Here is a 12,718-nt window from a genome sequence, read left to right on the forward strand (position 1 = left end):
AAAGGTAGGAGAGGACTAGTTCCTCTCCTATTTTGTTATTCTAAAATCCTTCATTGTGAATTAAAGATGTAATATACACGTTGAAGGAGTGGAGCCTATGGACATCGATGGAGTATTTTCGGGTGGAGGCATAAAAGGGCTCGCGATGATAGGTGCATATGAGGCGATAGAAGAAAAAGGCTTAACATTCAAACGATTAGCGGGAACCAGTGCAGGGGCAATTGTTGCGGCATTAATTTCAGCGGGGTATTCTAGTCGGGAGCTGTTGGGGATTATGGAAGAAGTTGACTTGAAGAAATTGTTGGATTCAAATGCCATTGTGTCTTTTCCTTTATTAAAATGGGTTAGAATCTATTATCGTTTAGGTTTATACAAAGGAATTGCACTTGAAAATTGGATAGAAGTGAAGCTGAAAGCGAGAGGTATTTATACTTTTGCTGATCTTCCTAAACATTCACTGAGAGTGATTGCTTCAGATCTTTCGAATGGACGATTATTAGTCCTTCCTGATGATTTAGTGAAATATGGTATACCGATTGATACATTTCCTGTGGCAAGAGCGATTCGAATGAGTGCGAGTTTACCGTATTTTTTTGAGCCAGTTAAATTACGCTCTCTAGACGGGACGAATTTAGTAGCGGATGGGGGAATATTAAGTAACTTTCCCATGTGGTTATTTGATAAAGAAAATGTAAAAAAAACGCGACCGGTTCTCGGAGTGAAATTAAGTCATAATCTAAATGAAAGACCAAAGAATAAAATTCATAATGCAATAGAATTGTATGAAGCTCTCTTTCAAACAATGAAGGATGCTCATGATTCTAGATATATTTCAAGAAAACATGAAAAAAACATCATTTTTCTCCCAACAGAAGGTGTTCTCACGACTGAATTTGAATTAACTGAAGCGAAGAAAAGGGAACTAATACAATTCGGAAAGAAGCAGGCAGAAGATTTCCTGAAGAAATGGACATATTAAAAGGCTACTCTCATAAGATTGTTACTAATTCAAAAAAAGTAGTAGTTGATTACAGCGAGCATCCTGCAGAGGAAATCAACTACTACTTTCTCATCAAAAATAGCAACATTATTTACGTAAAAAGAAAAAAACAATCGAGCCTCTAAAAAGAAGCTCGATTGTTTTTTTTATTCTTTTTTCCCTCAATAACTGTAAGGTTTGCATTGGATTTTTTCCGTATTGAACGTTTCTTTGAAACAGAAGTTCCTTGAGCTTTAGCTTTGCTCGTTGGTTGTTTCTTATGTCTCTTTTTTGATTGTTTGGCTGCTTTAAGAAACGCCCTTTGCTCATTACTACCTGCCCGTCTTTGGCTAAACCATCTTCGGTAAATGAAATAAATGATTCCGATGACAGCCGCTGATACAAGTACCTGTCTAAGAAGTCCCAGGGGATTTTCAATTAGCCATGAGCCTAAACCCAAAATAGCTAATAAAATTAAAGTGAAAACAACGATAATACGAGCGTTCAACAAAGCCACCTCCTTACGGTCCAATCGTTCTTTTAAAATCACGGTTTCCTATATTTTAGACAATTTCTTTTTAATTTAATCGCATTTTTACATGGTTTTCTAATCTTTCCAATTTTTCATAGGAAGAAACAGAGCTTGAAGAAGAAATTCCATCTCTGTGTTAATGATAATGTATCTTTATCTTACTAAAAAAAGAATAAAAGCACTAGGGGTACTACTTCTATAATTGATTATATATAACGAATTCAAATCACTAAAATGAATGCAAGTGTTTACCTGAATAGGACATACTACAAATGGAGGTGTTACAGATGGCGGAACAAAAAGGTCAGCACGAAAAAATTCAAGAAGGATCAGAAGAAAGTAAAAGAGATCCCAAACTCGAACAGAATAAAGGAGAAGCCCCACTCTCGTTTATTTCAATGGTCATTCTTACGGGTTTCATTGGAGGTGTGTTTTGGAGTGCAATCTCTTATTTATGTTACTTTTTTTCATTTACAAAAATTGAACCGAACATTATATTCGAACCATGGGCTGTTGGAAACTGGAAGGAAAAATGGATTGGGATTATTTTGTCTATCGTTGCATATGGGATTGTTTCCATCGGAGTAGCTCTCATTTATTATGGATTACTAAGAAAGTTTAAGTCTATGTGGGTTGGAGCTGGATACGGTATTGTTTTATATTTAGCTGTTTTCTTCGTTCTTAAACCTTTATTCCCAAGTATAAAATCGTTTACTTCGATTGATTACCATACCCTCATAACAAGTTTATGCTTGTATGTTTTATATGGTGTTTTTATTGGATACTCTATATCATACGAAGAAAACGAATTGAGGCATGATGAACAAAAGGAAAAGTCTGGAGAAGTTGTTCAATAAGCACTCGCTATTTTCAGACAATTTTGTAGGTATAAATATAGGGTTTATGTTAGAATGTTCATGATGAACATTCTATTTTTTTAGGAGTTACATATGGGAAAAATTCTATTGCTAAACGGTCCTAATTTAAATCGATTAGGTAAACGTGAACCAGACATTTATGGGCGGGTTACTCTAGTCGAGTTGGAACAAAAACTTGAGAATGCAGCAAAGAAAAAAGGCTACCAATTAGTTTCGGCTCAGTCCAACCACGAAGGGGAATTAATTGATTCTATACATAAGGCAGCAGACGATGAATATTGTGGGATTATCTTTAATCCTGGGGCATTTACTCATTACAGTTATAGTATTAGAGACGCTATTGCTTCTGTCTCAATACCAGTTGTTGAGGTCCATATTTCAAACATTCATAAGCGGGAAGCCTTTAGACATCAATCTGTCCTTGCAGCCGAAACAATCGGACAAATTGTCGGTTTTGGACTATTTGGATATGAATTAGCCTTAGAAGCACTAGTTAATTACATAAAGGGAGTGGAACTGGATGAAGATTGATCGATTGAGAGATACTTTTTCAGAAAATAACGTGGATGGAATATTGTTAACAAGCAGTTATAACCGCCGATATATGACCAATTTCACCGGCTCATCAGGGGTGGTATTGATTTCAAAAAACAAAGCCCTATTTATTACTGATTTTCGTTACATTGAACAAGCTACTGAACAAGCTACTGAGTATGAAATTGTACAACACACTGGACCTATTCATGAAGAAGTTGCGAAACAAGTTCAGAATTTGGGGATTAAATCTTTAGGGTTTGAAAAGAACTATATGACGTATAATGCATATGAAAGCTACCGTGAAGTCATAGAAGCTGAACTTGTTCCTGTATCTGGTCTCGTAGAAAAGTTACGCTTGATTAAGACACCTGAAGAGATTAAGATAATTAAGGATGCGGCGGATATTGCCGATGCAGCATTCAAACACATATTAGATTTTATTAAACCGGATGTTACAGAGTTAGAAGTTTCCAACGAATTAGAATTCTTCATGAGAAAAGCAGGGGCAACGTCTTCTTCATTTGATATCATTGTTGCATCAGGAAAAAGATCTGCACTTCCTCATGGTGTTGCCAGTGATAAAGTGATTGAAAAAGGTGATTTTGTCACGTTAGATTATGGTGCATACTATAAAGGATATTGTTCTGATATGACTCGTACAGTATCTGTCGGGGAACCGAGTGATAAATTAAAAGAGATTTATGATGTTGTACTACAATCACAGCTTCTAGCAATGGAAAAAATCAAGCCTGGTATGACTGGGAAAGAAGCTGATGCGATTGCTCGTGATTACATAACAGAAAAAGGTTATGGTGAGTATTTCGGACATTCATTAGGGCATGGAATTGGTCTTGAAGTTCATGAAGGACCTGGTTTATCATCCCGCTCTGATGTCGTGCTAGAGCCTGGAATGATTGTGACAGTAGAACCAGGAGTATATGTTCCTGGCGTTGGCGGAGTGCGTATAGAAGATGATACGATCATGACGGAAAATTCCAATGAAACCCTAACTCACTCCACAAAAGATCTAATAATTTTACCACTTTAGTCCTAACAACCAGGACTAATACACAATAGGAGGAACATGCATGATTTCAGTTAATGATTTTAAAACAGGATTAACCATTGAAGTTGACAACGGTATTTGGCGCGTTATTGATTTCCAACACGTTAAACCTGGAAAAGGGGCAGCTTTTGTTCGCTCTAAACTTCGTAATCTTCGCACAGGTGCTATTCAAGAGAAAACCTTCCGTGCAGGTGAAAAGGTAGGAAAAGCTCAAATCGATAACCGTAAAATGCAATACCTTTATGCAAATGGAGATATGCATGTGTTCATGGATAATGAGAACTATGAGCAAATTGAATTACCAGCGACTTCAATTGAATATGAATTAAAGTACCTTAAAGAAAACATGGAAGTGTCTATCATGATGTATGGTGGAGAAACGCTTGGAGTTGAATTACCTAATTCTGTAGAGCTTGTCGTAACAGAAACAGAACCAGGAATCAAAGGAGATACTGCTTCTGGTGGTTCCAAGCCAGCGACTGTTGAAACAGGATTAATCGTAAACGTACCTTTCTTCGTCAATGAAGGGGATACATTGGTTATCAATACAACCGACGGTTCTTATGTTTCACGCGGATAATATATAAAATGATAGTGAAAAAGCCTAAACGAATTCTCGTTTAGGCTTTTTTGTGTCTATTTTTGGTTCATTTCACAAAGATAAGTGTTTTATAACATGTGTCTCTTAAAGACCCTGTAAACCAGTTTATGCTAGTTGGTGAGGGGAACTGCTCCGCTTTCCACGGGTGTCGGCCGAGCCTCATCAGCTTCGCTTCCGGGGTCTCGGCACATTTAAAAAATGTTGTTTTCTAAACGAGTAAGCCATTTATATTAGAAAATATTAAGAAACTCACGCTCCGCGGAAAGCGAGCACCTGTAACGGAAATCAACTACTACTCGCATGCAACATAGCTTATCAAAACAGCCTTTAACAAAGGTCTACCTGTGCTCTGTTAATTAAAGGTGTGTCTGAATAGAGACAGTGTATTCGTAAAATTATTACCTTCTATCAAACTTCAATATCATTCTAAATCCTTCTAATTAGTCTAAAGATCAATCCACAATGAAGAACATAATTACTCTACTCTCTTTCACAACTCAACTGTCATAATCTCTTTTCAAAAGAATACATTGTATTATCAGGAAGCTTGTACGATGAAATGATCGTCTTATTCTGAATAAGTGGAATTAGAGTAGGAGGTACAATGATGCAAGAAGTTCTCACATTACTACCCGGCACTATATCTGAAAGAGTCCTAGCCCTTCCACAAGATCTGGTAGAAAAAATAGAGGAGATAAGAGTACGTACGAATAGAGTGTTGGAGATTACTGCTCGCGGAAAGCCATACTTCATTTCCTACACTGTTACAGAGGAAGATAGTGAGCAGTTAATTAATAAATTGTCCCGCCATTCTTTCTATACATTAGAAGAAGAACTAAAAAGAGGTTATATCACAATAGAAGGTGGTCATCGTGTTGGATTGGCCGGAAAGGTAATATTAGAGGCCGGAAAGGTGAAAGGTATACGTCACCTTTCCTCCTTCAATATACGAATTGCCAAACAAAAGATTGGCATAGCAGAGTCCATTTTTCCATATGTTTATGAAAATGGCTGGAAGCATACGATGATTATCGGTTCACCTCAGACTGGAAAAACGACTCTGTTAAGAGACCTTGCCCGCATCATCTCTAGTGGAATACCTGATAAAGGAATCCCTCCATTTAAAGTGGGGATTGTAGACGAGCGATCGGAAATAGCCGGTTGCGTCAATGGCATTCCTCAATTGGAATTCGGACCAAGAGTGGATGTTTTAGATGCCTGTCCAAAAGCAGAAGGCATGATGATGCTGATTCGATCCATGAGCCCGGATGTCCTTATCGTTGATGAAATTGGACGATTAGAAGATGGTCAAGCCATTCAAGAAGCCGTAAATGCAGGTATCACCCTAATCATGACAACACATGGTGCCAGCTTCATGGAAGTGAAAAAAAGACCAGTCATGAAGGAAGTTATTAATCTCCAAACAATCGAAAGATTTGTAGAACTTAGAAGAGGAGAGGAGCCGGGTTTGGTTCATCAGGTATGGGATCATCAAGGGCAATCTCTTCTGAACAAAGTGAGTGTGACGTAAATGATTAAAATTATTGGCGCAGTATTTATTATCCTATCTACATCATGGGCAGGGTTTGAAGCTTCTAAATATTTAACAGAAAGACCTAGACAGCTCCGGTTACTAAAGGTTGCCCTTCAATCACTGGAAGCTGAAATCACATATAGCCATACTCCATTACATGAAGCGACGAGAAAAATATCTAAACAGCTGCAAAAGCCTGTTTCATGGTTTTTTGAGTCGTTCTCAAAGAAACTCACTGAGCAGGAAATATCAGTCAAAAGAGCTTGGGAAGAAAGCTTAGATGAGGTATGGAAATTAACAGCTTTTAAGTCTGGTGAGTATGAAATTTTAAAACAGTTTGGTGAAAACCTTGGGAAACATGACATGATGACGCAGCAGAAACATATTCATCTAGCTCTAAAACATCTCGATAGAGAAGAAATAGAAGCGATTGAAAAGCAAAGAAAATATGAAAAAATGACCAAAAGTCTTGGTTTTTTATCAGGGCTCCTGTTAATCATACTGCTGCTTTAGGTTAGTTTGCCTTTATACTGTTCGATGCTTTTTGAAACCAGGAGGGAATTGAGTATGGGAATTGACGTGGATATTATCTTCAAAATTGCAGGTGTTGGGATCGTTGTTGCCTTTTTGCATACGATTTTGGATCAGGTTGGGAAAAAGGAATATGCACAATGGGTAACACTATTTGGCTTTATCTATATATTGTTTATGGTTGCCTCCATTGTGGATGATTTATTTCAAAAGATTAAGTCGGTGTTTTTATATCAAGGATAGGGGGAGTCTGCCATTGAGATTATTCAAATTGTTGGTATAGCACTGGTTTCTACTTTTTTAGCATTAATCGTTAAAGAGCAGAAACCAAACTTCGCCTTTTTACTCATCGTGTTTGTTGGGTGTTCCATATTCTTATTCCTAATTGACCAAATCTACACCATTATCCACATGATTGAAAAGCTGGCAGCCAATGCAAATGTAAATCTCGTTTATGTAGAAACCATACTAAAAATTATCGGCATTGCTTACATAGCAGAATTCGCTTCTCACATTACGAAAGATGCCGGTCAAGGTGCGATTGCAGCAAAGGTTGAACTTGCTGGTAAAATCTTGATTTTAGCCATGGCTGTTCCAATTTTAACTGTGATTATTGAAACAATCATCAATATGATACCGACAGGATAAAGAGATGGTTAAGAGGTGGGAAAATTGTTGCAAATTCATAGAGTTTTCGTCATAGCACTCGTTCTATTTTTTTTAGGAGCCTCTATTGGACAAGCAGAAGATGGTGATGATCAGTCTGCGGCCACGATTCAAGAGAAAATGGTAAATCAACAGATAGATAACTTAGGTATAGAAGAGCTTAAACACTTTTGGGATAACATTCTCGATCAGTATGGAGGGTATTTGCCAGAGAGTCAAAAAGGCAGTCTCTTTGATTTCATTAAAGGGGAAAAAGAGTTTTCATTTAAGGCTTGGTTTAGTGGGATTTTTAAATTCGCCTTTCAAGAATTAGTTATGAACGGAAAGCTCCTGGGAACCCTTATTATGTTAACAATCTTCAGCATGTTTTTGCAGTCCCTTCAAAATGCCTTTGAAGGGGGAAATGTAAGTAAAGTAGCGTACAGCATCATTTTCATGGTGTTGATCATTATTGCTTTAAATAGCTTTCATGTAGCCATTGACTATACCCAGGAAGCCATCGCAACCATGATTCACTTCATTATTGCTCTCATTCCTCTGTTACTTGCATTAATCGCAGCATCAGGAGGAGTTGTATCAGCTGCCTTTTTCCACCCAGTCATTATTTTTTTAATGAACACAAGCGGACTCCTCATTCAAAATGTAGTGCTACCACTATTATTTTTATCAGCTCTCTTAAGTATTGTAAGTACTCTTTCTCAACATTATAAAGTCACCCAACTAGCTCAATTACTTCGGACTTGGAGTATAGGATTACTAGGGGCTTTTATGACTGTATTCTTGGGTGTTATTTCTGTCCAAGGGGCAACGACGGCTGTGACAGATGGAATCACGATAAGAACGGCAAAGTTTGTCACAGGAAACTTTGTACCTATAATTGGAAGGATGTTTACAGATGCGACGGATACCGTCATTAGTGCCTCTGTATTATTAAAAAACACAGTCGGAATTGCCGGAGTAGCCATTGTGTTAATAATAGCGGCATTTCCAGCCATAAAAGTCCTCATGATTGCCTTCATATATAAATTAGCAGCAGCGCTTCTTCAGCCCCTCGGTGGAGGACCGGTTATTGACTGTTTAGACACGATTGCAAAGAGTGTGATGTATGTGTTTGCAGCTCTGGCTATTGTGTCCTTTATGTTCTTTTTAAGTATTACAGTCATAATCGCAGCAGGAAACATTACGATGATGATGCGTTGAGATCATGTAGAAAAGGGAGGAGAGTGACCATGTCATTCTTAACGGAATGGATTACAAATATTATTGTGTTTGTCTTACTGGCCACTGTTATTGACATGCTTCTTCCAAGCTCGAATATGCAAAAATATGCAAAAATCGTTACAGGCTTGTTGCTAATTACTATTATCCTGACTCCGTTACTAAAATTATTGACTTCTGATTTTGATAAAGTCATGAATTCAATCAATATAAATAGCAGTTCTCAAAATAATTCAGTAGAAAATTCAATAGAAATGAAGAAAAAAGAAATACAAGCATCACAACGTGCATATATTTTAGAACAGATGGCTGTCCAAATGAAACAACAAGCTGAAAAGGAGATGATAAATGAATACGGAAAAGTCATTGAAAGTATTCACTTAGAAGCCAATGATACCGAAAACATTCCAGACAGTATCACAAAAGTAACGGTATATGTAACGGATAATGAAGACAGTAACTCAGTTGAAGCCGTTCAAAAAGTGGAGATCGATACGGGGAAAAAACATAAAAATGATGAAACTGATGACCAAACGTCCCAAATGGCCTCCTTACTTGCCAAGCAATGGAATCTTACTCCAGACCAAATAATCATTTCAGTCGAAGGGGGGATTGGGAAACGAAATGAACTTTAATAAAGGTCCATTTAACTTACTTAAGGAATGGTTCTCAAAAGAAAATGCAAACTCACCACCTAAGGACAAAAAAGGAAAGAAATATCAATACTTTCTCGTTGTGCTTCTCCTTGGTGTTGCTTTCATGCTTATTAGTGATCTTTGGAGCAAAGATGCGAGTATAGAAACGACCAAACCCTATGAAGAAAACATAGAAAAAGATGTACCTGCTTTTGGATCGAATCAAAAGGAAACAAATGGTTCCATGAGAAGCTATGAAGATCAATATGAGAATCAACTAAAAGAAGCTCTTGATCAAATAGTTGGAGTGAGTGATGTATTAGTAGTGGTCAACGTAGAAGCGACAGAAGCTAATGTATATGCAAAGGATGAATCTACACAAACTCAAAATACCAATGAAGAGGATAAAGAAGGCGGCAAACGTTCGATAGAAGAAAGGTCCTCTGAAGGCAAAACGGTGATTATCAATAATGGTGATAAGGAAGTCCCCATTGTGATTGAAACGAAAAAGCCTAAAGTCAGCGGTGTCCTGGTGGTAGCCAAGGGAGCCGATAATATACAAGTTAAAAGTTGGATTAAGGAAGCTGTTACTCGGGTGTTAGATGTTCCTAGTCATAGAGTTTCAGTAATGCCTAAACAATAAGGGGGATACGATAGATGTTATTAAAAAAACAAACGGTTTGGTTATTAACAATGCTAAGTCTTGTGATTGTGCTTTCAGTATATTACATTACTTCACCTACTCAACAAGTTACTGATATGGCGTATGAGGAGCAAGAGGGAAAAGAGCAGGCAAAGGATGGAGAAAATAAAGAAACAATGACAAATGGAGATGTAGAGGTCGTAACAGATGCAGCTGGAAATGAAGTGTTTGAAGCATTAAGAATGGAATTACTGGATCAACGTGAGGAGCTTCGTGAAGAATTAACTGCAAAAGTTGGCGACCCGCAAATTTCGGCAGAAGAAAAAAGTGCAGCTTATGAACAGATGGAAAATCTCCGCGAATTAGCTATGACTGAATCCGTATTGGAGTCATTAATTAAAACAATTGGCTACGAGGATGCATTAGTAACAGCCAATGGAGATAATATTCGTATAACGGTTAAATCTAGTAAAGAACATTCCAAAGCAGATGCAAATGAAATCATTCGCTTAGTAATGAGTGAAGTTGGTCAAATGAAACAAGTTGCAGTTGAATTTCAGCCTGTGAACTAAATAAAAACGAGCCCCTGTGAGGATTTTCCCCTCACAGGGGCTCGTTTTATTAAAATATAAAGAGCTCGTATTAATAACATTCTTTTCGAATAGAGCATTACTTATTGATTTTGTATTTTTGTCAGATTCTCAATTGCTTCATTGGCCCCAATAATAGAATCATTTAATGAGTAAAATTGTTGAGTTTGATCATCGATGGTAGAAGCTAATTCTTCTAAAACACCAGAAGCCTCTTCCATCAATGATTTAAATTGGGTCAATTGGGATTCGATGGAATGAACAGATTGACTCACACCTTTTGAAAATACTTCATAATTAATAATTTCATTTGAGAGTTCATTGTTTTTGTGATCAATATCAATAAATGATGCTTCTGCTTCAGACATTAGTGATTGATGATTTGTTAACTGATGAATCGCTTCATTTACATCCTTATAGATATCATTGGTTTCTTCAGTAACCTTTGTAAGGTTTTCAGTAATTTGAACTGCAGTTGTATTCGTCAGTTCTGCTAAATTTCTCACTTCATCCGCCACAACGGCAAATCCTTTTCCAGCATCACCTGCTCTTGCGGCTTCAATAGAAGCATTTAGGGCAAGTAAGTTGGTTTGTTTTGCTATGTTTTGAATCGTTAAGGCAAAGTGTCCCACCTCTTCATTTTGTTTTGTTAAATGAAGGAGCTGGTTGTGTAGCAATCCCATCACATCCTTAAATTTTGTTAGTTCAGTATTTGCATGGCTCATACTTTCTCTGCCACTATAAGATGAAGATATGGCGTTTTGAGATAGGTGTTTAATACCGTCAATAATGGTGAGCATTTTTGTAATATTCTTTGCTGAATTCTCTAATGCCCCCGTGATATCTACGACTTGTTCAGATTGTTGTTGAATCCCGCTAGCAATACTTGCAACGCCTTTGTTCATCTCATCAGCGGCATGAACAGAGTGAGAGCTATTGGTTTTCATTTGATGAAGCAGGTGTGATAAGGAAATGATACTTTTAGAAACGGCTTCCTTCGTCATGAGCTCTCTTTGACTAAGTGAAGCTGTCTCATGATTTAATTCATGAAGATTTTCTTCCATCTTCTTTGAGATATTTTGTTGGAAGAATAACAGTAAAGAAACTAATCCGAATAAAAGGAAAATAGTCACATAATTTTTAGGCTCTAAAGGTAATTCACTTGAATGCAAGAACGTGAAGGCAATAATAATGATATAACCGAGAACAGTGCTCATTAGTAATATGCTCTTTTTCATATAAATGGCAGACAAAGCCAGGATAAAAAAGGTTAAAAAATAAGAAGTGACGGAAAGACTATTTTCCATAATGATATAAATGACTGAACTTACAATGAGTGTTGTAATGTAAGGAATCATTGTGACCCACTTCTTCAAAAAGTAAAGAGCAGCAACTAATGCAACACCACTCCCTCCTCCAATAATAATCGATAATACAATAATAAGATCCTTCCCCATAAAGTAATCCACTAAAGTAGCCAGCAGGACAGATAACCCACTTGCTTTTAATACGAGGCTGTTCTTTCGATTTAAATCCTCTTCTTTAATTCTTTCGACTGTAATCATGTTCTTGACCCCTTTTTTTGTCTTTTTTTACATAATTCCCTAGAGATAGACAAAATCCCTTTGAATTATTTTATTTTTTTTGAAAAAAGGACTAGAATAGAATTAAAGTTGTATGCGCTTTATAGATTGGTAGGAAACGCATATTGAATTTATACTAGGTATTATCGTATGATATTAGTAGTTAGTCTTAATTAGTTAAACTTAAAGAGGGGTGTCAAACGTGTTAAAAATTCAAGAAATTCGTGAAATAATCAAACTCGTAGATCAATCCAGTGTTGATGAGTTTTCATACGAGCATGAAGGTTCAAAAATAAAACTTAAAAAACATAATGGGGTGACTGTTTCAGGACACGCACCACAACAAGTTACTCAGCCAGTAGATGAGGTTAAACAACCTGCTGTTCAAGCTGTACAACAAGCACCTGCACCTGTACAGGCAGAAGCTACTCCTAGTGCCGAGACAAAAGAAACACCGGAAACAAGCGTAGATGATTCAAACTTACATAAAATTAGTTCTCCAATGGTTGGAACTTTTTACGCATCATCTTCCCCGGAAGCGGATGTTTATGTAAAAACAGGAGACAAAGTCGATGAAAATTCTGTTGTTTGCATTGTTGAAGCAATGAAACTATTTAACGAAATTGAAGCAGAAGTAAAAGGTGAAATTGTTGAAATCTTAGTAAAAGACGGTCAATTAGTTGAGTATGGGCAGCCGTTATTCTTGGTCAAACCTGAATAAGGAG

Annotated in this window: 16 protein-coding genes; 14 read left to right on the plus strand and 2 right to left on the minus strand. The window is 37.0% G+C overall.

All coding sequences use genetic code 11. The features are described 5' to 3' along the window. Nucleotides 1–97: 97 nt before the first annotated feature. Nucleotides 98–979 carry a patatin-like phospholipase family protein gene (locus tag IQI_RS04925; protein WP_064091568.1) on the plus strand — a complete coding sequence of 294 codons (882 nt, stop codon included), beginning with the start codon at nucleotides 98–100 and terminating at the stop codon, nucleotides 977–979. Nucleotides 980–1,121: 142 nt separating this feature from the next. Here IQI_RS04925 and IQI_RS04930 read toward each other — a convergent pair whose 3' ends face one another. Continuing rightward, a complete protein-coding gene (locus IQI_RS04930) occupies nucleotides 1,122–1,487 on the minus strand; it encodes an SA1362 family protein (RefSeq protein ID WP_082892586.1) in 366 nt (121 codons plus the stop codon). A 311-nt stretch (nucleotides 1,488–1,798) separates the two neighbouring features. On the opposite strand from IQI_RS04930, the gene IQI_RS04935 reads away from it, so the two are divergent. The 12 genes from IQI_RS04935 to IQI_RS04990 all read left to right on the plus strand — a co-directional run bounded on the left by IQI_RS04935 (nucleotide 1,799) and on the right by IQI_RS04990 (nucleotide 10,392). Then, nucleotides 1,799–2,368, plus strand: a complete 570-nt coding sequence (locus tag IQI_RS04935; RefSeq protein WP_064091570.1) for a YqhR family membrane protein — start codon at nucleotides 1,799–1,801, stop codon at nucleotides 2,366–2,368. A 93-nt stretch (nucleotides 2,369–2,461) separates the two neighbouring features. Continuing rightward, on the plus strand, nucleotides 2,462–2,920 hold the full coding sequence (gene aroQ / locus IQI_RS04940; RefSeq protein WP_064091571.1) for a type II 3-dehydroquinate dehydratase: 459 nt from the start codon (nucleotides 2,462–2,464) through the stop codon (nucleotides 2,918–2,920). Beyond that, complete coding sequence (locus IQI_RS04945; protein ID WP_064091572.1) at nucleotides 2,910–3,974, plus strand: M24 family metallopeptidase; 1,065 nt, start codon at nucleotides 2,910–2,912, stop codon at nucleotides 3,972–3,974. Before aroQ ends, IQI_RS04945 begins: the two co-directional genes overlap by 11 nt. A 40-nt stretch (nucleotides 3,975–4,014) precedes the next feature. After that, complete coding sequence (gene efp, locus IQI_RS04950) at nucleotides 4,015–4,572, plus strand: elongation factor P (RefSeq protein WP_064091573.1); 558 nt, start codon at nucleotides 4,015–4,017, stop codon at nucleotides 4,570–4,572. Nucleotides 4,573–5,200: 628 nt separating this feature from the next. Then, on the plus strand, nucleotides 5,201–6,124 hold the full coding sequence (spoIIIAA, locus tag IQI_RS04955) for a stage III sporulation protein AA (RefSeq protein ID WP_064091574.1): 924 nt from the start codon (nucleotides 5,201–5,203) through the stop codon (nucleotides 6,122–6,124). Next, nucleotides 6,125–6,640: a stage III sporulation protein SpoIIIAB gene (gene spoIIIAB, locus IQI_RS04960; protein WP_064091575.1), complete on the plus strand. Its 516-nt coding sequence runs from the start codon at nucleotides 6,125–6,127 to the stop codon at nucleotides 6,638–6,640. It begins immediately after the preceding gene. Between the two features lie 54 nt (nucleotides 6,641–6,694). Continuing rightward, the gene (gene spoIIIAC / locus IQI_RS04965; RefSeq protein ID WP_034758004.1) at nucleotides 6,695–6,901 is read left to right on the plus strand and encodes a stage III sporulation protein AC; all 207 of its coding nucleotides are present in this window, start codon (nucleotides 6,695–6,697) and stop codon (nucleotides 6,899–6,901) included. A gap of 12 nt (nucleotides 6,902–6,913) precedes the next feature. Then, nucleotides 6,914–7,306 (plus strand): stage III sporulation protein AD, encoded by a 393-nt coding sequence (gene spoIIIAD / locus IQI_RS04970; RefSeq protein ID WP_156509842.1) that lies wholly within the window; start codon nucleotides 6,914–6,916, stop codon nucleotides 7,304–7,306. Nucleotides 7,307–7,330: 24 nt separating this feature from the next. Continuing rightward, complete coding sequence (gene spoIIIAE, locus IQI_RS04975; RefSeq protein ID WP_064091577.1) at nucleotides 7,331–8,524, plus strand: stage III sporulation protein AE; 1,194 nt, start codon at nucleotides 7,331–7,333, stop codon at nucleotides 8,522–8,524. A 29-nt stretch (nucleotides 8,525–8,553) separates the two neighbouring features. Next, nucleotides 8,554–9,177, plus strand: coding sequence for a stage III sporulation protein AF (gene spoIIIAF / locus IQI_RS04980; RefSeq protein WP_064091578.1), 624 nt, complete (start codon nucleotides 8,554–8,556; stop codon nucleotides 9,175–9,177). Continuing rightward, nucleotides 9,167–9,820, plus strand: coding sequence for a stage III sporulation protein AG (spoIIIAG, locus tag IQI_RS04985; RefSeq protein ID WP_064091579.1), 654 nt, complete (start codon nucleotides 9,167–9,169; stop codon nucleotides 9,818–9,820). Before spoIIIAF ends, spoIIIAG begins: the two co-directional genes overlap by 11 nt. 14 nt (nucleotides 9,821–9,834) lie before the next feature. Continuing rightward, nucleotides 9,835–10,392, plus strand: a complete 558-nt coding sequence (locus tag IQI_RS04990) for a SpoIIIAH-like family protein (protein ID WP_064091580.1) — start codon at nucleotides 9,835–9,837, stop codon at nucleotides 10,390–10,392. Between the two features lie 101 nt (nucleotides 10,393–10,493). On the opposite strand, the gene IQI_RS04995 is transcribed toward IQI_RS04990, so the two are convergent. Beyond that, complete coding sequence (locus IQI_RS04995; RefSeq protein ID WP_064091581.1) at nucleotides 10,494–11,975, minus strand: methyl-accepting chemotaxis protein; 1,482 nt, start codon at nucleotides 11,973–11,975, stop codon at nucleotides 10,494–10,496. A gap of 220 nt (nucleotides 11,976–12,195) precedes the next feature. On the opposite strand from IQI_RS04995, the gene accB reads away from it, so the two are divergent. After that, nucleotides 12,196–12,714, plus strand: coding sequence for an acetyl-CoA carboxylase biotin carboxyl carrier protein (gene accB / locus IQI_RS05000; protein WP_064091582.1), 519 nt, complete (start codon nucleotides 12,196–12,198; stop codon nucleotides 12,712–12,714). The last annotated feature ends 4 nt before the right edge of the window (nucleotides 12,715–12,718 follow it).

This window comes from Rossellomorea aquimaris TF-12, from assembly GCF_001648555.1.
Taxonomy (GTDB): domain Bacteria; phylum Bacillota; class Bacilli; order Bacillales; family Bacillaceae_B; genus Rossellomorea; species Rossellomorea aquimaris.